Below are 21118 nucleotides of genomic sequence, written 5' to 3' on the forward strand. Positions count from 1 at the left end.
ACGTTTAGAAGACAGGTCAATTGCGAGCTGCTGGCTGGGATTTCGTCGCGCCACTCAAAAATGCGCAGAGTTTTTCACACGCCGTCAATGGCTCAATGGGCGTTTTTCCGAGGGCGGTCTCAGTCATGACGATGGCAGGACCAATAAGCATGGACCATACTTCGCTCGCGTCTTGCTCAAGCGATGTGAAGGCAAGGAACAGTGTTTTATCTGAAGGAAAGCGGTGCTGAGTATTAAAAAGTTTCAGCCAGGCGCGGGACTGCCGGTCGGCCTGTGCTGATCGCGTGCCGAAGCGGAGTACTCTTTTTAGTATGGCGATACCCACAATGCCTGGCCCCAGAATAAAGGGACTCCCGACGTTTATGGTGACGCCGACCCCGAGAAAAACGAGGGCGAATGACAGCAGGTTATCTACTCTTCTGGTAAGAGTACTGTACAGCTTTTCCAGAGAGTACCGGTAAAGAATTTGATAACTGATTTCATCCTTGCTCATACATCTCCAGATGGTTTTTCGATTACGCTCCGGTATGTTCCCGGAATCCTGACAGATTCTGCAATTATGCCACACTTCCTGGAGGGTATTAATTAGATAGAATATAAATAGCAGGCAAATATTTTGAGCTTTTAGTCGATATCGCTTTGAATATCATTTCTCCTGCATCAGGAGATGCTATTGTCGAGCATCGTGTCAAACGTTGCTGCGTCGGTCGGACTGCACAGGGTAACTCTCGCAGTCAGACTCTCATTATGGTCTCTAAATGGATAACCCGCAGTCGCAACACGCCGGATGTCACGACTGACGCTATTATTACCCTGGCTTGTTAAAGCGGCATGACCACATTTTCTATATATAATAATTGGTTGTCTTTCGACCAGTATTGTCGAGTTTTTTGGTTTAATTCCACAATCCATTTAAAAACGCCTGCTGTTGCCAGATCGGTACAGTATTTTTCATAGGAATGCTCCCCCGAAAAGTGTTTGGCTGAAGTCAATTTTATTAATTGCGTATTCGGTGTTGAATTGACTTTAATCAGCTTTCTATTGCTTTTAATAGAAATGAAGTGGCCTGCATGAGTGATAATTTTCACATTGCCGGTAGCAACAAAATAGATGTAATAAGCGATATTATTATATTCCAGATCGATTAGAAATGCGTTGAAATTTGCATCCTTTCTGACGCGCTCGAAAAAGTGGTTAAGCATAAGCTGTAATTCCATTTGTTAACCTATTGTAAGTTATAATGTTATATGTTGTGTTAGAGTATTGTTACTTAAAAGCAGCCATACAAAGATGTTACCTAAAAGCAATAATAATCGTCTGGTATCATATAGTTTACGTTATGATTGGAATAGTGTTGCAATTGTTACTGATTATTTCTCGTAGCGCATTTTTTTGACCACTAATAGATGAGTCAATCCATTTCATTTGTAGTTTTTCTGAACGCCATGAAAAGTCATAATATATAAAAATCAGTTAATTAATTGATATTTAGATAAGGATTACAGTGGCGGAGAGGTTTGGCGTGGCGACTTTATAGGTTTTGAAAAAGCAGCTAACTCGCTGGCAGGATAACTGACAGTCAGCGTTTGAATGGGGGCAAAATCGTAACAACATCAGCATAAATAATAATATTCATGAATGTTTTTGCGTGACGCAGCAGTTGAATTGAAGTGATGTTTTGCCTGTTCAGGATTGTCCCGGCAAAAATGTTCCTCGATAAAAGTCGATCACCTTGCGCCGAAAAAAAACGGGCTAAGTGACAGAAGAACAAAATTCATCAGGAAAATAAAATTTATACAGATCAATGAATAAAAATGATTGTGGCGAAGGTGGCTATTTTTTGAAAGCAAGAAATATAAATAAAGTGTAGCTATGCATAGTTATCTAAAAGGAGAACTACCGTGACTAACATAACACTATCCACCCAGCACTACAGAATCCATAGAAGTGACGTTGAACCAGTAAAAGAAAAAACAACGGAGAAGGACATTTTTGCAAAAAGTATTACTGCCGTTAGAAATAGCTTTATCAGCCTGTCGACGAGTCTGTCAGATCGCTTGAGCCTGCATCTGCAAACAGACATACCGACTAGCCATTTTCATCGTGGGAGCGCCTCTGAGGGTAGGGCAGTATTAACCAGTAAAACTGTTAAAGATTTTATGCTGCAAAAGCTCAATAGCCTGGATATCAAAGGTAATGCGAGTAAAGATCCGGCCTATGCTCGTCAGACATGCGAAGCCATGTTATCAGCCGTGTACAGTAATAATAAAGATCACTGTTGTAAATTACTCATCAGTAAAGGGGTCAGTATTACCCCCTTTCTGAAAGAGATAGGAGAGGCTGCGCAGAATGCGGGGCTACCTGGGGAGATAAAAAACGGCGTATTTACTCCAGGTGGGGCAGGAGCGAATCCTTTTGTCGTCCCCCTCATTGCTGCAGCGAGCATTAAATATCCGCATATGTTTATAAATCATAATCAGCAGGTGTCTTTTAAAGCGTATGCTGAGAAAATCGTTATGAAAGAGGTTGCGCCGCTGTTTAATAAGGGGACGATGCCGACGCCACAACAATTTCAGTTAACTATAGAAAATATTGCGAATAAGCATCTTCAGAATGCCTCCTGAAGATAGCAAACACAATACTGCTATTAACCGTATGAATTAATAGCAGATTTTCTGAAAGTATATATTCATTTTTATGGCGACGCTTTTAACAAAACGTCGCCATCTTTATTTTAATATAAAAATAAAATGGATACCCTTAAAACTTAAAATAATTGTTATTACCCTAAATACCTACATAACCAGACAGTTTTTTTTGTAACGCTGCGTGTTGTTAAGTCTATGATACCCGCGCACGGATGATGTCTCGATAAGGATTAATGGTCTGTTAACTGTCAGGAGAGGTTATGCCGCCTTTAAAAAAAATTATGCTGCTCCTGTTTGTGGGGGTGATGGTCGCCACGGTAACGACACCTGCATTGGCGCTGGTTTGCCTTGCAACTCACTCAGCTCAAGAGTGTGCTGAAGTCTGTGGTGTCGATATGTGGTTTATGTTTTTGGCATGCTTTTAAGGAGGAAGAATATTGAAGGTGAACAGGCGATAGTGAGTAGCTCGCTGCGCCAGGGGATAACACTCCCCTGGCGCAGTCAGTTATATTTTAGTGCGATGATAACAAAGCATTTACTCACTACTGATGAAATTCGCTATTTACAACAGATCACGTTTACTAAGCAAAAAAATCTGCACACGCTATCTTTTTATATCTGTCCTGGGTAATGAACGACAGGAAAACATGATGCGGCCTGAAGAGGTTTATCAGCGAATAGAGGCAAAGAATTGGCGGCATGTCTGGGTGGTCGGCGATATTCACGGCTGTTTTTCAATGTTAATGAAAAGGTTACGTGAGTGTCGATTTGATCCGCAACAAGACTTGTTAGTTTCTGTGGGCGATATCATTGATAGAGGCCCGGACAGCCTGGGTTGCCTGGCTTTACTGCGTGAGTCCTGGATGACGGCGGTTCGCGGCAATCATGAACAAATGGCGCTGGATGCGCGGGCCTCATCGCAGTCGACGCTGTGGTTGATGAATGGTGGCGACTGGTTTACCCGCCTGACGGCTGAACACGCTGCGCAAGCTGAAGCGCTTTTTATCCTTTGTCAGCGACTGCCCTGGATACTGGAAGTTCGCTGCCGCCATAGCACGCATGTGATCGCTCATGCTGATTACCCCGCGTCAACCTATCAATGGCAAAAAAAGGTCGATTTACATCAGGTTCTCTGGAGCCGCGAACGACTCATAAATAAGCGCGGCGGGATTAGCGGTGCCGATCATTTTTGGTTTGGCCATACGCCGTTGCGTCGGCGCATGGATTTTGCCAACGTACACTATATTGATACGGGCGCGGTATTTGGCGGGCAATTGACGTTAGCGCGGATACAATAGCGGTATCAGCGACCAGGGTTAAAAATCGCTATATTGCTGCGCAGGTCGCCAGAAGCCGTCGATAAAATCCTCTACCGGAAAACAGCCGCCATGGCGAATCCGTTGATCGTCCATCGAATAAAGACACTGCTGCTCGGTATCGTAGATGTCCACGACAATATCCTCGCATCCTCCATCCAGGTAACATACAAAAAGTACCAGCGCGAACATTACATCCTCAATGTTAACTACTTTACACGATAGTGTAGGAGAGGTTAGCGCAGGGGGGAAATGAGAAAAGGAAGAATAAATAACCCGCCTGGCGACGGGTTCTTTTTGAGTCAGGCAAGACGCATGACCCAGGCATCAGATTTAGGATCGTAATGATTACGGAACAAAACGGAATGTTCCCCGTTGAGAATGGCGGGAACGCTGGTTTCGGCATCCCAGGCGTCCAGTTGCATACATAAATCCGGATCGGATTTACAGGGGATTGTTAACGTTCGCTCCCCCGGCGATTCGCCATGTAATTCGGCATCGTCGATTTCAAAAGCGCCAATGCGCACACTGGTTTTCATCATCGTGCTCTCCGTTAATACGCTAATTGTGGTACGACCAGTTTAGCCGTCCATTTTTCAGCGTAGTCAACGTACGCAAAAGCGCCAGTCAAAAAGTGCGGTTTTTTTGTGCACTTTTAGCTATTACCAGTAAAGAGTTTGCCATCACGTACCAGTTCACGCGGGTAACTGTTCTTTATTCTTGAGCCGATACGTTTTGCCAGACCAAGCGGCTGACGCTGGAACGTCACCAGGACATCATCAGCGGCAGGGGGTGTTTGCGGATAAATATCCCGACCGCGATACCACTCCTCCGCCTCTTGCGCAGAAAGTTCGAACGCGTGAGCATGAGTCGGGCAGGCAAGGGCTATCGTCGCCTCATGTTGCCAGCGATAGCCTTTATTATGACTTTCGGCCAGCTTAATGCCGAGCCGGGAAAAACGGATTTTTCCGATCAGTGATTCAATCTCTGCCGGGAACAGCCAGACCTCTTTTTCACGCTGCCAAAGATGGAGATTTTCATCCCATAGCAGTCCGACGGCGTTGGCCGCCTGGGTAACGTGTAATGCTTCGCGGCCTTTGAGGGGGGTAAAAGGAAACGTCCCCACTTTATACCCCGGCGCGGGCATGGCTGGAAGGGATGACATTTTACGCAGACGTGCGACGAAGAATCCTTCGCAGTCGTAAATTTGCGGGAAGACGTGCAGGAAGCCTTCCGGGGTGAGGGCGCGGTCAGCGTCAGGAAACAGATCACCCAGCGGCAAAAATTCAACGGCGTCGGCGTAGGTCTCTTTCAGCCAGAGGCAGACCTCTTCGTTTTCCTGGCGATTTAACGTGCAGGTGGAGTAGACCAGAGTGCCGCCGGGTCGTAAAGCATGAAAAGCGCTGTCGAGCAGTTCCCGCTGTGTCGCCGCGATATCCAGATTGCTTTCTGGCGACCAGTTTTTTAGCGCATCAGGATCTTTACGTACTACGCCTTCGCCAGAGCAGGGCGCATCCAGCAGGATAGCGTCAAACATCTCCGGTAACGCAGCGCCAAATACGCGGCCATCGAAATGCGTCAGTGCGGTATTGGCGATTCCACATCGGCTGATATTAGCGTGCAGAACTTTGACGCGGCTGGCCGAAAATTCGTTGGCCAGAATGGCGCCGTGGTTCCCCATGCGGGCAGCGATCTGCGTGGTTTTGGAGCCAGGCGCCGCTGCCATATCCATGACCCGCTGCGGATGATTATCATCGGCGAACAGGGCCGCGACCGGCAGCATCGAACTGGCCTCCTGAATGTAAAACAGGCCGCTTAAATGCTCAGCGGTACTGCCAAGCGGCAATGCCTCTTCATCATCGCGCTCGATCCAGAATCCTTCATGACACCACGGAATTGGCGTGAGCGACCAGCCGTAGGGCTCGATTAGGGCAAGGAAATCAGCCACGGAGATTTTAAGCGTATTGATGCGTATACTGCGGCGCAACGGGCGTTGGCAGGCCGAAATAAATTCATCAAAAGAGAGCGTGGAAGGCATTGCTTCACGCATTTGCGTCAGAAAAGCGTCAGGAAAATAGACAGCGTGTTGAGCCACAGGTGTATCGCCGGCAAAAAAACAGGCGCGCAGTGTAGCATAAAACGCTCCGGCGCGAGTACGCCGGAGCCTGGTGTTTAACGTGGCAGAGCGGTGCCCCATTCACGCCACTCTTTCGGTTCGCTCTCTTGTAACAGGAAATGCTTACCGGCTTGCGCTTTTGGCGCCAGCGGCGTACCAGGTGGAGTAGCGAAGGCGATACCGCCACGGATGAATTGATTAAATGTCCCCGTTTTCACCACGCCGCCTGTCAGACCAAAGTCGAGACTATAGCCGGAGGCAAGCCAGAATACGGAGTTATTACGCACCAGATATTGGTAACGCTTACTGATACGCAAGGTGATCATCACGCGATCGGAGAGCGACCCCAGGGACATTCCGGTGACCGTTCCCACTTCGATACCGCGGAACAGGACGGGGGTGCCAATATTAAGCGAGCCAGCTTCTGGCGCCTCCACGACGATGCTTAACCCATCCAGATAGCGTGAGTCGGTAATCGTGGCTTCCTGCAGTTCAAAGTCGCGCCGCGCCGCGCCGCGTCCTGGCTCAACGTTAATATAGGGCTGGAGAATCGTATCCAGATGCTCGACGCCCGCCGCGGAAATTTGTGGCGTAATAACGGAAAAACGTGTCCCGGCGCGGGCAAATGTCTGTACATACTCCGGATAAAGTACGGCTTTTGCCTGCACTTCATTACGTGCGGTGATCAATTCCAGCGTCTGGATCTGGCCGATATCAATACCGAGGTAACGAATGGGCATCCCTTCCGCCAATTTTCCGGCGTCGAACGCGTGCAGCGTAATTTGTCCGCCTACCGCGCGGGCGGAAGTTTCTGAAGCATAAAGAATGCGTTTATCGCCTTTGCGCCGACTGGCGCTGGCGCCGCTCAGGTTATCAAAACTAATGGCCCCTTTCAGCGCGCGGGAGAGTGGCGAGGCCTGTACCGTTAGGCCGCTGCCGTTAAGTTGCACTTTCGCGCCGCCTTCCGCCCAGAACACGCTATTGCTGGTTAACAGGTGGCGATACTCCGGCTTAATATGCAGGTCGATGTCAAAGGTATTGGCGCGTGGGCGAACGGTGATGACTTCGCCTACTTCAAATTTTCGATACAGCACGACGGAACCTGCCTGGACATCCGGCAACGTTTCGGCCGTCAGCGTTAAGGTGGTAGTCGGTAAGTCACTGAGGCTATTTTCCAGCGCTTTTTCCAGGTTAGCATAGAGCGGGTAGGTGGATTTCATCTTCCCGCTCGTACCGGGTAAAATACGAATTCCGCCGTCAATCCACTCGCTGGCGCTGGCGCCGAGGAACTCTACGCCGTCAAGGCCGACTTTGACATCCACCCGGCTGTTAACCACGAATTTACTGTCGCCCTGTACCAAATCCCGGTGCTGCGGTTCAATCGCGACGGTGAATGACACGCCTTTACTGGATAAGTTGCGCTCGATGACCTGGCCAATTTTTACACCATGTAAAATTAACGGCTGGCCCGGTTCGATACCGTAACTTTCCGGGGCCGTCAGCGTCAGGGTTAAGGCATTCGCCTCATGCAGCAGGGCTTTTTCACCCGGCACCACCACAAATTCACTGCGCGGTTCGCCGTCGCCCGGCACTAGCTCGAAGGTTTTTCCGGTTAACAACGAACTGATATTCGCGTCACTTAGCGACAGTTTGGGATTGCGTAACTCAATACGCGTATTTTCCCGCATCAGCGGAACAACGCTGGGATCGACGGTCATCTCTCCGGTGACTTTACCGCCAGGGTTGAGCGTCAGTTTAGAAAGCTCACCCACCTCCAGTCCCTGGTACATGAGCGGCGTAGATTCCGCCTTCAGACCGTCTCCGCTGGGCAGCTCAAGTTTAACGATTACCCCTCGTTGGCTGTGGGCTAAATCTTTATATAAGCCGAACGTGTCATCCTGGGCGGCGGGTTTGGAATTGTCCGGCGAATCAAACGCAATCGCGCCATTGACCAGGGCCGCGAGGCTCTCCAGTTTCACCTTCGCGCCGCTCAGGCTTAGATCGGCGTCAATGCCGGAGACATTCCAGAAACGGCTGCCTTTTTTCACCAGATCGGTAAACCGTCGCTCAATCAGAACGTCAATCGTCACGCCCTGTTTGTTAGGGTTAATCGAATAGTCATACACCCGTCCGACAGGGATTTTACGGAAATAGACCAGTGAACCGCTATTAAGCGAACCGAGATCCGGCGCATTGAGATGAATCATCAGATCGCCGTTGCTAAGCCGGTATTTAGGCTGTGTATCCAGGGCGACGAAATGATCCCTGGGCTTGCCTTTACCTGGCATCATACCGATGTAATTCCCGCCGACCAACGCATCCAGGCCGGAAACGCCCGCCAGCGAGGCTTTGGGCGTCACCAGCCAGAATTGCGTCTCTTCGCGCAACGCATCTTCCATATCTGATTTGATACTGACGCGAACTTCAATTTTGCGCAGATCTTTGCTCAGACTGACATCTTCCACGGTGCCGACTTCTACTCCCTGATAACGCACGGGAGTCCGGCCCGGTACGATACCGTCCGCCGACATAAAATCGATAGTCACGCTATTGCCGCGATCCTGGTAGCTATCCCATACCAGCCACCCCGCGATCATTAGCGCGATAAGCGGTAGCAGCCAGAAAGGTGAAATACGGCGTTTGGTTTTAATTTGCGCTTCAGTCTTCGAAGCGGGCGTTTCCTGACTCATGTGCATCCCAAAGTAAGCGGCTATCCAGCCATTCCACTGCAAGAATAGTCAAAATTACCGCTGCGCCGAAATAAAACGCAGCCGGTCCCATAGTAAAAGCCAGAATCTGATCGCGATTAATCAGAGACATGGTTAACGAGATAACGAAAAGATCCAGCATCGACCAGCGGCCTATCCATGTCACCAGACGCAGCAACAGAATTCGCGTCCGCAGTCCCTGTTGGCATTTAAAATGGATACTCAACAGTAGCGTAAACATCACGATGACTTTGGTAAACGGCACCAAAATACTGGCGATAAAAACGACGGCGGCGACGGCGATATTGCTGCTGGCAAGCGACATAATGCCCGACAGGATAGTATCTTCCTGACGCCCGCCATTAATGTAGATTACCGAGATAGGCAGCAGGTTTGCCGGCAGCAAAAAAACAATAGACGCCAGCAAGGCCGCCCAACACTTCTGTATGCTCTGTTTTCTGCGTAACCGTAGCGGAATATGACAACGCGGGCAGCGTCCTTTCGCATCCGGATAGCCGCTAAAGTGGCAGCCAAGACAGACGCGCAATCTTTCGTCCGCACGTTGAGCAGGGCGCTGCGGATAAAATCGTTCCCATAGTTGCTCCACATTCAGATGAATCATAGTCAGAATGCTAAGAACCACCAACGAGACGAACGCTAAAAGCCCGATGCCCGGCTGCAGAAAGGCATAGTCCTGCACTTTGATAGAGGCAACGCCAATACCGACCAGATAGATGTCCAGCATCACCCACTCTTTCAGTTTTTCCAGCATCAGCAGGACTGGACGCAGATTCATGCCGAGAAGGCTGCCAAACCACAGGTAAGCAATTGAAAAAACCAGAATAAGCGGCGCGCCCACCACGCAAAAGAGCACCATTGCGGCGGTTAACGGATCGCCCTGCTGCGTCATTTGCCAGATGCCGTGCATCACATTGGCATCAATGCGTACGCCCAACAGGTAGATATGGAGTAGCGGTTCACTCCAGGCAAACGGCATCAATAGCAGCATGGTTACCGCCATCGCGGTCAGCCGCGTCAGCGACCAGTCGCGCCCATCGCGAATTTTAGCCTGGCAACGAGGACAATAAGCGCTTTGATGAGCGCTCATCTCCGGCAAGCTGAACAGCATGTCGCATTCAGGGCAGCGCTGGTAGTGGCTGCGCGGCAGCGCTTCGCTAATTGACCTGATCGTTAGCTTTTTTGTTGGCGTGACGTGTGAGGTGTTCAGAGCCATGTATCGTGAATCAAAGTGTTAGAATAATGTAATCTTAACTCATGACAGGAATAATCTTGAGCAAGAACGCATTTAATGCTTATTTTAATAGCCTGTGTTTAGGAGTAAGACCACGAAGTGATTATATAATGAGCAAAACAGAACTATACGCGGCGTTAAACCGCGATTTTCAGTCGTTAATGGCAGGTGAAACCAGCTTTCTGGCCACGCTGGCGAATACCAGCGCGCTACTGTTCGAACGTCTTACCGAGGTGAACTGGGCGGGATTTTATCTCCTCGAAGGCGATACGCTGGTGTTGGGGCCGTTTCAGGGGCGAATCGCCTGTGTGCGGATTCCGGTTGGTCGCGGCGTGTGCGGCGCAGCGGTAGCGCAGAATAAGGTTCAACGTATTGATGATGTTCATGCGTTTGACGGCCATATTGCCTGTGATGCCGCCAGCAACGCCGAAATTGTGCTGCCTGTCACGGTTGGCGAACGGATTATCGGCGTGCTGGATATAGATAGCACGGCGTTTGGCCGTTTTACCGAAGAAGATGAACACGGCCTGCGTACGCTGGTCGCACAGCTTGAAACCGTGCTTGCAACGACGGATTACAAAAAATTCTTTGCGAGCGTCGCAGGATAATCAACGGATAACGTAGCAATTACTGATGGCGTCATTATAATGACGCCTGTTCATGCCTGCTGCTTGTTGGCTACGTCCGTTGTAATCAGGAAATTTCATGGAAAATCAACCTAAGTTGAATAGCAGTAAAGAAGTTATCGCGTTTCTGGCCGAGCGTTTTCCTCACTGTTTTAGTGCGGAAGGCGAAGCTCGCCCGCTGAAAATTGGTATTTTTCAGGATCTGGTAGAGCGAGTTGGGGGCGAAATGAACCTCAGCAAAACGCAACTTCGTTCCGCTTTACGTCTTTATACTTCAAGCTGGCGTTACCTGTACGGCGTTAAGCCGGGCGCAACGCGCGTCGACCTTGATGGCAATCCGTGCGGCGAGCTGGAAGAACAGCATGTCGAACATGCGCGTAAGCAGCTTGAAGAAGCCAAAGCCCGTGTTCAGGCGCAGCGCGCAGAGCAGCAAGCGAAAAAACGCGAAGCTGCCGCGGCGGCTGGCGAAAAAGAAGACGCGCCGCGACGCGAGCGTAAACCTCGCCCGGTAGCGCGTCGTAAAGAAGGCGCTGAACGTAAACCTCGCGCTGATAAACCGACGACGAAAGCGCCGCGTGCGCCTCGCGAAGAGAAGCACACGCCGGTTTCTGATATTTCAGTATTGACCGTAGGGCAGTCCCTCAAGGTGAAAGCGGGTAATAATGCGATGGATGCCACCGTATTAGAAATCACCAAAGATGGTGTCCGTGTACAGCTGAATTCGGGTATGTCTTTGATTGTACGCGCAGAACACCTGGTGTTCTGAAACGGAGGCCAGGCCTGGCATGAACACTTTTTTTAGGCTTACCGCGTTAGCTGGCCTGCTTGCATTAGCAGGCCAGTCCTTCGCAGTGGAAGATATTACGCGTGCCGATCAAATTCCCGTACTAAAGGAAGAGACGCAACATGCGACGGTGAGCGAGCGCGTAACGTCGCGTTTTACCCGCTCCCATTATCGCCAGTTCGATCTGGATGAGGCATTTTCGGCAAAGATTTTTGATCGCTATCTGAATCTTCTCGACTATAGCCACAACGTTTTGTTGGCGAGCGATGTCGAGCAGTTTGCGAAAAAGAAAACCGTGTTGGGCGATGAGCTGCGCACGGGTAAGCTGGATGTTTTTTACGATCTTTATAACCTGGCGCAAAAGCGCCGGTTTGAACGTTACCAGTACGCGCTAAAAGTGCTGGAACGGCCAATGGATTTCACCGGAAACGATACGTTTAACCTGGACCGCAGTAAAGCGCCCTGGCCGAAAGATGAGGCTGAGCTAAATGCGCTGTGGGATGGCAAAGTGAAATTCGATGAGCTCAGCCTGAAACTCACCGGCAAGAGCGACAAAGAAATTCGCGAAACGCTGACGCGTCGCTACAAATTCGCTATTCGTCGCCTGGCGCAGACCAACAGTGAAGATGTGTTCTCGCTGGCGATGACCGCTTTTGCGCGTGAAATCGACCCACATACGAATTATCTTTCTCCCCGCAATACCGAGCAGTTTAATACCGAAATGAGCCTGTCTCTGGAAGGTATCGGCGCGGTGCTGCAAATGGATGACGATTATACTGTCATTAACTCATTGGTTGCCGGCGGCCCGGCAGCGAAGAGCAAGTCGATTAGCGTCGGCGATCGTATCGTCGGCGTAGGGCAAGCCGGAAAGCCGATGGTCGACGTCATTGGCTGGCGTCTTGACGATGTGGTGGCGCTGATCAAAGGGCCAAAAGGCAGCAAGGTTCGACTGGAAATACTGCCGGCTGGCAAAGGGACGAAAACGCGTATTATCACGCTGACGCGTGAACGGATTCGTCTTGAAGATCGCGCGGTTAAAATGTCGGTGAAAACCGTCGGCAAGGAAAAAGTTGGCGTACTGGATATTCCAGGCTTCTATGTCGGCTTGACCGATGATGTCAAAGTTCAGCTTCAGAAGCTGGAAAAACAGAACGTTAACAGCATCGTTATCGATCTGCGTTCAAACGGCGGTGGGGCGCTGACGGAAGCCGTTTCGCTTTCCGGTCTGTTTATCCCTTCTGGTCCGATAGTTCAGGTGCGCGACAATAACGGCAAAGTGCGTGAGGATAGCGACACCGACGGCGTGGTCTACTACAAAGGCCCGCTGGTGGTGCTGGTCGATCGTTTCAGTGCCTCGGCATCGGAAATCTTTGCTGCCGCGATGCAGGATTATGGGCGCGCGCTGATTGTCGGTGAGCCGACCTTCGGTAAAGGGACGGTACAACAATATCGTTCGCTAAACCGAATTTACGATCAGATGCTTCGCCCGGAATGGCCTGCGCTGGGTTCGGTGCAGTACACCATTCAGAAGTTTTACCGTGTCAACGGCGGCAGTACGCAGCGTAAAGGGGTCACGCCGGATATCATCATGCCGACTGGCAATGAAGAGACGGAAACCGGAGAAAAATTTGAAGATAACGCCTTGCCGTGGGATAGCATTGATGCGGCGAAATACGTGAAATCGGACGATTTGGCCCCGTTTGGCCCGGAATTATTGAAAGAACACAACGCGCGTATCGCCAAAGATCCTGAGTTTCAGTACATCATGAAGGATATCGCACGTTTCAATGCCATGAAGGATAAGCGCAACATCGTCTCTCTGAATTATGCGCAGCGTGAGAAAGAGAACAATGAAGAAGACGCTCTGCGTCTGGCGCGTATTAACGATCGGTTTAAACGTGAGGGTAAACCGTTGCTGAAGAAACTGGACGATCTGCCAAAGGATTACCAGGAGCCGGACCCGTACCTTGATGAAACGGTGAAGATTGCTCTGGACCTGGCGCATCTTGAAAAAGAAAAACCAGCGGAGCAGGCGGCAGCCAATAAGTAACGCTAAACAGGCACAAAAAATTGTGCCTGTTTTTTTTTAACAAGCGCAGAAGTCGTCAGGATAATGCTACAAAATGTAAAGTTGTGTTTTTCTCGTGACTTACCGCCTGGTGATGCTTGAAAATAGCCATAAGACCCATACGATGTGGGTAATCGCATAGTGCGCTTTGTTAAATTGAGGTTAAAAGAAAATTATGATGCGAATCGCGCTCTTCCTGCTGACGAACCTGGCCGTGATGGTCGTTTTCGGGCTGGTTCTGAGCCTGACAGGGATACAGTCGAGCAGCGTGCAAGGCTTGCTGATCATGGCGCTGCTGTTTGGTTTTGGCGGTTCTTTTATTTCATTGCTGATGTCCAAATGGATGGCGTTAAAATCCGTAGGAGGGGAAGTTATTGAACAGCCTCGCAATGAAAGAGAACGCTGGTTGATGAACACCGTAGCAACGCAAGCGCGCCAGGCCGGTATCGCCATGCCGCAGGTTGCTATCTACCATGCGCCGGACATTAACGCGTTTGCGACGGGCGCACGCCGTGACGCCTCATTGGTCGCTGTGAGCACCGGTTTGTTGCAAAACATGAGCCCTGACGAAGCGGAAGCCGTCATTGCGCATGAAATCAGCCATATTGCCAATGGCGATATGGTGACGATGACGTTGATTCAGGGGGTGGTTAACACCTTCGTTATCTTTATTTCGCGCATTATCGCGCAAATTGCTGCTGGTTTTCTGGGCGGCAACCGTGATGAAGGCGAAGGAAGTAACGGTAATCCGCTAATCTATTTCGCCGTTGCGACAGTGCTGGAACTGGTCTTCGGTATTCTGGCAAGCATTATCACCATGTGGTTCTCCCGTTACCGTGAGTTTCATGCCGATGCGGGATCGGCGAAGCTGGTAGGCCGTGAAAAAATGATTGCCGCGTTGCAGCGCCTGAAAACCAGCTACGAACCGCAAGAAGCGACCAGCATGATGGCGTTTTGTATTAACGGTAAATCGAAATCGTTAAGCGAGCTGTTTATGACGCACCCACCGCTGGATAAACGCATTGAAGCGCTGCGTAGCGGTGAGTACCTGAAATAATAAGCCCACTGGCAAGTATGAAAAGCGCGTCGAATGACGCGCTTTTTTTACGCCTGAACGCGTGGTTGCGTAATACGTAAACCGCTCACCACCGCCGCGAGAGTAGCCAGGATCGCCGCCGCGAGCAGCGAAAGATGCGTACCGCTATCGCCAAACTGGTTCAACATCAGCGCTACCAGCGCGGCGCCAGTACTTTGGCCTAACAGTCGCGCCGTGCCCAGCATCCCGCTGGCGCCACCGCTGCGCTCACGCGGCGCGGAAGTGATAATGGTGTGATTATTCGGCGACTGGAACAGGCCAAACCCTGCGCCACAAAGGATCATCGGCCAGATAATATTCAGATCGGAGGGGGAGGCTGGCAACATGACCAGCGCAAACAACCCAGCTGCCATTATCACCATTCCCAGCGCCCCCAGCAAACCGGCATGAAGACGTTCTATCAGGTATCCCGCCAGCGGCGCCATCACCATCGTTGCCAGCGGCCAGGGCGTCAATAACAGGCCGGTTTCTACTTCGCTACGGCCCAGCACGGTTTGCAGATAAAAAGGTAGCGAGACCATGGCTAACATTTGCGCGCAGAACGAGCAAATTGACGTGCCGATCGAGAGTGAAAAAAGCGGAATGCGTAACAAGTCGATGGGTAACAAAGGGACGGGCAAAGAAAGCTGGCGGCGCACGAAGAAAAACCCGACCACGACCAGAACGAGCAGCTCTGCGCCAATCAACGTTAGCGACTGTCCCTGGGCAAAGCCGCTCAATGCGGTAATCAGCAGGCCAAATGTGAGCGCATTCATTACCGCGCTCGGTAAGTCAAAGCGCGGCTTAGTGTCATGGGCGATGTTTGCTGGTAAAAAGCGTATGGCCAGAATTAACGCGATGATACCTAACGGGACATTAATCAGAAACAGCCATTTCCATGATGAGATGGACAAAATCGCTGCGGCGATCGTCGGACCCGCGGCGGAAGAGACTGCGACGATAAAAGAGTTAATTCCCATGCCTCGTCCCAGATGACGCTGGGGGTAGATAAGACGAATCAGCGCCGTGTTTACGCTCATTAGCGCCGCGCCGCCAAATCCCTGCGCGATACGCGCCAGCGTCAGCATCTGTAGCGAGTCTGAAAGCGCGCAAAACAATGATGAAAGCAGAAATACCACTAAACCACATTTGTAGATCCGGCGATAACCAAACATGTCGCCTAAAAAAGACAGGGAAAGCAGTGAGACGACAATGGCGATTTGGTACGCATTGACAATCCAGATAGAGCTGGCAGGGGAGGCATGTAAATCAGTCGCAATGGTTGGCAGCGCGACATTAGCGATTGCGCCATCCAGAACCGCCATCGAAATACCGATAATAATCGTCAGGATAGCGCCGTATCTCTGCGGGAGGGGCAGGCCATCGGCCCGTGTTTTTTCCATAAGTATTTTGTAATAAGGGGAATTATGAGCTGAATAATAATGTTAGCATTAATACTGAGTTGTTATGTCGCAGATTTGTAACGAAGTAAGCAAAGATGGATTGCGGGCGACCTGGCGTGAAATTATAATAAAAACTCGTTCTGAATTTTATAAAACGCTCGTAATGAGGTGATAAATGGCAAACGCAGATCTGGATAAGCAGCCTGATTCTGTATCTTCTGTGCTGAAAGTTTTCGGCATTCTGCAGGCGCTGGGTGAAGAGCGTGAAATAGGGATTACCGAGCTATCGCAGCGCGTCATGATGTCGAAAAGCACCGTTTATCGCTTTTTGCAAACCATGAAAACGCTGGGCTACGTGGCTCAGGAGGGGGAGTCTGAAAAATACTCTCTGACGCTAAAGCTGTTTGAGCTGGGCGCGCGAGCTTTGCAAAATGTTGATCTCATCCGCAGTGCGGACATTCAGATGCGCGAACTGTCTCGTCTGACAAAAGAAACTATCCATCTTGGCGCGCTGGATGAAGACAGCATTGTCTATATCCATAAAATTGACTCTATGTACAATCTGCGGATGTACTCACGTATTGGGCGTCGTAATCCGCTGTACAGTACGGCCATCGGTAAAGTGCTTCTGGCCTGGCGCGACCGTGATGAGGTTAAGCAGATTCTCGACGGCGTAGAGTATAAGCAAAGCACTGGACGCACGATTACCAGCACTGAAGCGTTGCTGCCGCTGTTGGATGAAGTGCGTGCGCAAGGCTACGGTGAAGATAACGAAGAACAGGAAGAAGGGTTACGTTGTATCGGCGTACCGGTATTTGACCGTTTTGGCGTAGTCATCGCAGGGTTAAGCATTTCGTTCCCGACGCTGCGTTTTTCAGAAGAACGCCTACAGGAATATGTGGCTATGTTACACGCCGCCGCGCGTAAAATTTCTGAACAAATGGGTTACAACGATTATCCCTTCTAAGCAACGTTATTTGCATGACGTTAAAAAAAAGCAGCTACGAAAAATGTAGCTGCTTTTTTTATAACATCGGGTGGGATGAAATCGTAAAAGTAGATAATATCTGTCGGCTTATTTAACGGTTATTAAAATATTATTTAACAGTACTTATGAACAACAGCCAATATAGGGGAATTATTGGTGATAGTTTCACTGTGAAATTATTTATTGCCGCTTAGCCATTATCCACCACGGTGGCGATTTTTCTGAAAATGGGACAGTCGGAAAAGCCAATAATGCCGCTGTTGGTATGGAGATATTGCGCCGTGCTGGTGCCGCGTGCGGTCAGGTAATGGCACTGTAAACCCAGCCCCGCAGCGTTCACTTTACTTCCCACCAGGATGCCATAGCCGCTCATCAGCAGGCCTATCCACACCAGGGCAAACAATACAATTGCGCGAATGATCAAACGCATTACTACCTCTTTTCTTTTTTAGTTAGAATAAGAGTAGCGTGTACATTGATTGAAACAAGTGAATCATTCCTAAAAACATATAATGCCGCTACAGTTACTCCTGGTTTAAGTAACTCATGATAATTTAGCGACATAAGATGTAAGATCGGAGAGTGGAGTGAAAAAATTTCGATGGGTCGTTCTCGGCATCGTGGTGGTAGTATGCCTGTTGCTGTGGGCGCAGGTGTTTAATATCATGTGCGATCAGGATGTACAATTTTTCAGCGGTATTTGCGCCATCAATAAATTTATTCCCTGGTAAACGTTTTACACCAGAGATTTCCTTCCCGTGTAGCAGTGGTAGAATGACGTCTCTACATTGAGGTGGTGAAATGAACGACGTTTTAAACTCTGGTGCGTTTTCTCTTGCATCTTTAATAGTATCAATGGTGGTTCTGGTGGTGGGGCTGGCGCTCTGGTTCTTTGTCAACCGGGCAAGTTCCCGTGCCAACGAGCAGATAGAACTGCTCGAAGCGTTATTGGATCAACAGAAGCGGCAAAACGCGTTGTTACGTCGCCTTTGCGAAGCAAACGAACCAGAAAAAGAAGCGGAACCCGCAACAGCGGCAAGCGAACCAAAAGAGGATGAGGACATCATTCGTCTGGTTGCAGAACGATAATGCTTACCGGGGCGCAAATGGCGCCAGTGCCATACGCCCCATTTCCCCGTCGGATCTCTCCGCGTTGCCGTTTGCAACTGATACTACAGCATCAACACCTTACATAATATATGGCTTTATATGCAACATAGTTTTATATGTATAACAAATGGACATATGGCATTTTTGTGATACCGCTCATTCTCTATTAAAAGCGAAACGTTTCTCTCTCTTTATGGATTGTCATTGTTTGTTCATTATTTTAAGGCATTCTGTAAAGACGCAGAACATCACAAAAAGCGGTGTCGAAAATCGCTTTTCTTTTCTATTATTTTGATTAAAAGGTGTTTTTTATCTTTGTGACAATTTATGCATAACTCAGCATAAAAAGTGATATGAAAAATACAGCTTTTAAATGTGATTTGATGCACTGGAAGAAGCGAAGTTATTGAGCTATGGTAGAAAAATGGCTTTTCAGCAGTGACGTTGTCAGAAGTCCGTCAGCGCGTGAGGATATATCTTTCGCAATTTTGTTGCATAAACGTGCTGTCAATTTGTGAAGGTTCTCGTAATTTGTGCGACGGATCGAGACACGTTTAAAAATGGCTTGCCATAATTAACGTTGTATGTGATAACAGGCTTTGGGTTAAACGAGGTACAGTTCTGTTTATGTGTGGCATTTTCAGTAAAGAAGTCCTGAGTAAACACGTTGACGTTGAATACCGCTTCTCTGCCGAACCTTATATTAGTGCCTCAAGCAGTAATGTCTCAGTTTTATCTATGTTATGCCTACGGGCAAAGAAAACACTCTAAGGAATTTTGCAAATGGCAAAGATTAAAGGTCAAGTTAAGTGGTTCAACGAATCCAAAGGTTTTGGCTTCATTACTCCGGCTGACGGCAGCAAAGATGTATTCGTACACTTCTCCGCTATCCAGGGCAATGGTTTCAAAACTCTGGCTGAAGGCCAGAATGTTGAGTTCGAAATTCAGGACGGCCAGAAAGGTCCGGCTGCTGTTAACGTAACAGCTATCTGATCGACACCACTGATTTGATGCGTTTGTCGCGTCAGCCTCAGATATAAAGCCTCGCTAAAAGCGGGGCTTTTTAATTCAATATCCTTCAAAATGTGTCTGGATGCGCTCTCGTTAGCGATTTGTTGCAAAGGCGCGATGTTATTAGCATTGTTTTTTCTGGTTTTTCCGGCCGTTTCCCGTTAAATCAATCACCTGAAAAATGATTCGGCTGGAGATCAGGTGAAAAAGAAAAGCGACGGCGATACCCGTAATTTTACGCCCATACGTTTTGCACTACTTTGCACTGCCATTCTGCTCAGTATGGCATTGTTGTTAGGGCGGGTGGCATGGTTGCAAATTGTTACGCCGTCGAAACTGGTGAAACAAGAAGATATGCGCTCGCTTCGTGAAGTGACCACGGCCTCTCCACGCGGCATGATCACCGACAGAGAAGGGCGGCCCTTAGCGGTGAGCGTTCCGGTTAATGCTGTCTGGGCCGATCCGAAGACTATCATAAGCAAAGGCGGCGTTGGCTACAATGAGCGCTGGCAGGCGCTGGCCAGCGCCTTACATCTGTCTCTCAGTACGCTTGCGGAACGGGTAAACAGTAACCCGGCTGGCCGTTTTATCTACCTCGCGCGCCAGGTTTCACCCCAGCAAGCCGAATGGATAGATAAACTGAATCTACCGGGTATTAACCTGCGGGAAGAGTCGCGCCGTTTTTACCCTGCCGGACACGTAGCGGCCAATTTGATCGGCTTTACCAATATCGACGGGCAGGGAATAGAAGGTATTGAAAAGAGCTTTAACGCGCAACTGACGGGAAAACCGGGCTCCCGACTGGTGCGTAAAGATAAATTTGGTCACGTTATTGAGAACATTACGGAAGTGAATCCGGTTCCTGCTCATGAACTTCAGCTTAGCATTGATGAACGTCTGCAAACGGTTACCGAAGATGCGCTGGATAACGCCGTCATCTGGAACAAAGCGGAATCCGGCGCTGCCGTATTGATTAACATCCCAACGGGTGAAATTCTCTCGATGGCGAGCTATCCGGATTTCAACCCGAACAACCGTGAAGGCGCGCAGTTGGACGATTTTCGTAACCGCGCGATTAGCGACACTTTCGAACCCGGTTCTACTGTGAAGCCATTGGTCATTATGACTGCGTTACAGCAGGGCATCGTGCAGCCGGACAGCGTTATCGATACCCATCCTTTTACTCTCGATGGACACCGTATCCGCGACGTCGGTTACTATCCGGAACTGACATTAACCGGCATTTTGCAAAAATCCAGCGATACCGGCGTTTCTCACCTTTCTCTGGCGATGCCGGTGCAGAAATTAATGGATACTTATAAAAGCTTTGGTTTCGGCGTGCCTACCGGACTGGGTCTCACCGGAGAGAGCAGCGGGTTATTACCGAAACGCCGTTACTGGAGTGATTTAGATCGCGCTACCTTCGCTTTTGGCTATGGATTAATGGTGACGCCGCTGCAACTGGCGCATGTTTATGCCACGATTGGCAGCTTTGGTATCTACCGTCCGTTATCGATCACCAAAGTTGATCCACCCGTGATCGGCACGCGAGTAATGCCGGAAGAACTGGTGCACGAGGTGGAACATATGATGGAGAGCGTCGCGTTGCCTGGCGGCGGCGGAACAAAAGCCGCAGTAAGAGACTACCGTATTGCGGTCAAAACCGGGACGGCGAAAAAAATTGGCGATGATGGTAAATACGTCGATAAGTATGTGGCATATACCGCAGGCGTCGCGCCGGCAAGTAACCCCAGGTTTGCGCTGGTGGTGGTGATTAATAATCCACAAAATGGGGCTTATTATGGCGGCGCGGTATCTGCGCCCGTATTCAGCCAGATCATGGGCGATGTGCTGCGGCTGGAAAATGTTGAGCCAGACGGTATGCCAGCCGATTCAGATCACCTTCTGGTGATGCATGGCAGCCACGTTGCGGTTCCGGGCTCGTAAAGGATTTTCCCGGGGCGCAATTCGCGTTACACTTGCGCCCTTTAGCGCCCCAGTCCGGAGTTGTTG

General features: G+C 49.6%; 23 protein-coding genes. 14 read left to right on the forward strand and 9 right to left on the reverse strand.

Translation table 11 applies throughout. The features are described from left to right. Positions 1-16: 16 nt before the first annotated feature. Positions 17-493, reverse strand: coding sequence for a hypothetical protein (locus NA986_RS02400; protein ID WP_023138823.1), 477 nt, complete (start codon positions 491-493; stop codon positions 17-19). 328 nt (positions 494-821) lie between these two features. Beyond that, positions 822-1217: a DUF1398 domain-containing protein gene (locus tag NA986_RS02405; protein ID WP_000422887.1), complete on the reverse strand. Its 396-nt coding sequence runs from the start codon at positions 1215-1217 to the stop codon at positions 822-824. A gap of 684 nt (positions 1218-1901) precedes the next feature. Here NA986_RS02405 and sopE2 point away from each other — a divergent pair. From sopE2 to pphA, 4 genes are all read left to right on the forward strand, one after another. Further along, positions 1902-2624, forward strand: a complete 723-nt coding sequence (sopE2, locus tag NA986_RS02410) for an SPI-1 type III secretion system guanine nucleotide exchange factor SopE2 (RefSeq protein ID WP_058820973.1) — start codon at positions 1902-1904, stop codon at positions 2622-2624. A gap of 284 nt (positions 2625-2908) precedes the next feature. Beyond that, positions 2909-3073: a hypothetical protein gene (locus tag NA986_RS02415; protein WP_001134854.1), complete on the forward strand. Its 165-nt coding sequence runs from the start codon at positions 2909-2911 to the stop codon at positions 3071-3073. Beyond that, on the forward strand, positions 3064-3279 hold the full coding sequence (locus NA986_RS02420; RefSeq protein ID WP_024147196.1) for a hypothetical protein: 216 nt from the start codon (positions 3064-3066) through the stop codon (positions 3277-3279). Before NA986_RS02415 ends, NA986_RS02420 begins: the two co-directional genes overlap by 10 nt. A gap of 16 nt (positions 3280-3295) precedes the next feature. After that, complete coding sequence (pphA, locus tag NA986_RS02425) at positions 3296-3946, forward strand: protein-serine/threonine phosphatase (protein WP_023216514.1); 651 nt, start codon at positions 3296-3298, stop codon at positions 3944-3946. Positions 3947-3964: 18 nt separating this feature from the next. Here pphA and NA986_RS02430 read toward each other — a convergent pair whose 3' ends face one another. The 5 genes from NA986_RS02430 to yebS all read right to left on the reverse strand — a co-directional run bounded on the left by NA986_RS02430 (position 3965) and on the right by yebS (position 10022). Continuing rightward, positions 3965-4156: a YebW family protein gene (locus NA986_RS02430; RefSeq protein WP_000457838.1), complete on the reverse strand. Its 192-nt coding sequence runs from the start codon at positions 4154-4156 to the stop codon at positions 3965-3967. Between the two features lie 110 nt (positions 4157-4266). Continuing rightward, positions 4267-4503, reverse strand: coding sequence for a YebV family protein (locus NA986_RS02435; RefSeq protein ID WP_024131167.1), 237 nt, complete (start codon positions 4501-4503; stop codon positions 4267-4269). Between the two features lie 116 nt (positions 4504-4619). Then, positions 4620-6059 carry a 16S rRNA (cytosine(1407)-C(5))-methyltransferase RsmF gene (gene rsmF / locus NA986_RS02440; protein ID WP_023216513.1) on the reverse strand — a complete coding sequence of 480 codons (1440 nt, stop codon included), beginning with the start codon at positions 6057-6059 and terminating at the stop codon, positions 4620-4622. 77 nt (positions 6060-6136) lie between these two features. Then, entirely contained in the window at positions 6137-8770 is a 2634-nt protein-coding gene (locus NA986_RS02445) for a PqiB family protein (RefSeq protein ID WP_001529852.1), read from the reverse strand. Then, positions 8739-10022, reverse strand: coding sequence for a membrane integrity lipid transport subunit YebS (gene yebS, locus NA986_RS02450; protein WP_001207294.1), 1284 nt, complete (start codon positions 10020-10022; stop codon positions 8739-8741). Before yebS ends, NA986_RS02445 begins: the two co-directional genes overlap by 32 nt. Positions 10023-10150: 128 nt before the next feature. On the opposite strand from yebS, the gene NA986_RS02455 reads away from it, so the two are divergent. From NA986_RS02455 to htpX, 4 genes are all read left to right on the forward strand, one after another. Continuing rightward, positions 10151-10648: a GAF domain-containing protein gene (locus NA986_RS02455; RefSeq protein WP_001518229.1), complete on the forward strand. Its 498-nt coding sequence runs from the start codon at positions 10151-10153 to the stop codon at positions 10646-10648. A 97-nt stretch (positions 10649-10745) separates the two neighbouring features. Continuing rightward, positions 10746-11432, forward strand: coding sequence for an RNA chaperone ProQ (proQ, locus tag NA986_RS02460; RefSeq protein WP_000431401.1), 687 nt, complete (start codon positions 10746-10748; stop codon positions 11430-11432). A gap of 19 nt (positions 11433-11451) precedes the next feature. Continuing rightward, positions 11452-13500: a carboxy terminal-processing peptidase gene (gene prc / locus NA986_RS02465; RefSeq protein ID WP_001091237.1), complete on the forward strand. Its 2049-nt coding sequence runs from the start codon at positions 11452-11454 to the stop codon at positions 13498-13500. A gap of 193 nt (positions 13501-13693) precedes the next feature. Then, complete coding sequence (htpX, locus tag NA986_RS02470) at positions 13694-14575, forward strand: protease HtpX (RefSeq protein WP_000984498.1); 882 nt, start codon at positions 13694-13696, stop codon at positions 14573-14575. Positions 14576-14622: 47 nt separating this feature from the next. Here htpX and NA986_RS02475 read toward each other — a convergent pair whose 3' ends face one another. Next, positions 14623-15996 (reverse strand): MFS transporter, encoded by a 1374-nt coding sequence (locus NA986_RS02475; protein ID WP_000416139.1) that lies wholly within the window; start codon positions 15994-15996, stop codon positions 14623-14625. Between the two features lie 175 nt (positions 15997-16171). On the opposite strand from NA986_RS02475, the gene kdgR reads away from it, so the two are divergent. Then, positions 16172-16963: a DNA-binding transcriptional regulator KdgR gene (gene kdgR / locus NA986_RS02480; protein WP_001262195.1), complete on the forward strand. Its 792-nt coding sequence runs from the start codon at positions 16172-16174 to the stop codon at positions 16961-16963. 211 nt (positions 16964-17174) lie between these two features. Here the strand turns inward: kdgR and yobH are convergent, their stop codons facing one another. Continuing rightward, a complete protein-coding gene (yobH, locus tag NA986_RS02485; protein ID WP_001236777.1) occupies positions 17175-17414 on the reverse strand; it encodes an invasion protein YobH in 240 nt (79 codons plus the stop codon). Positions 17415-17571: 157 nt separating this feature from the next. On the opposite strand from yobH, the gene mgrB reads away from it, so the two are divergent. From mgrB to ftsI, 5 genes are all read left to right on the forward strand, one after another. Then, complete coding sequence (gene mgrB / locus NA986_RS02490) at positions 17572-17715, forward strand: PhoP/PhoQ regulator MgrB (protein WP_000714547.1); 144 nt, start codon at positions 17572-17574, stop codon at positions 17713-17715. A gap of 70 nt (positions 17716-17785) precedes the next feature. Further along, positions 17786-18073 carry a YebO family protein gene (locus NA986_RS02495; RefSeq protein WP_001000660.1) on the forward strand — a complete coding sequence of 96 codons (288 nt, stop codon included), beginning with the start codon at positions 17786-17788 and terminating at the stop codon, positions 18071-18073. A 648-nt stretch (positions 18074-18721) separates the two neighbouring features. Beyond that, on the forward strand, positions 18722-18865 hold the full coding sequence (locus NA986_RS02500; RefSeq protein WP_001537930.1) for a DUF2627 domain-containing protein: 144 nt from the start codon (positions 18722-18724) through the stop codon (positions 18863-18865). A gap of 12 nt (positions 18866-18877) precedes the next feature. Continuing rightward, the gene (cspE, locus tag NA986_RS02505) at positions 18878-19087 is read left to right on the forward strand and encodes a transcription antiterminator/RNA stability regulator CspE (RefSeq protein WP_001062678.1); all 210 of its coding nucleotides are present in this window, start codon (positions 18878-18880) and stop codon (positions 19085-19087) included. Between the two features lie 219 nt (positions 19088-19306). Further along, positions 19307-21052, forward strand: coding sequence for a peptidoglycan glycosyltransferase FtsI (gene ftsI, locus NA986_RS02510; RefSeq protein WP_000730322.1), 1746 nt, complete (start codon positions 19307-19309; stop codon positions 21050-21052). The last annotated feature ends 66 nt before the right edge of the window (positions 21053-21118 follow it).

It is taken from the genome of Salmonella sp. NW177 (assembly GCF_051811585.1).
Classification (GTDB): Bacteria; Pseudomonadota; Gammaproteobacteria; order Enterobacterales; family Enterobacteriaceae; genus Salmonella; species Salmonella enterica.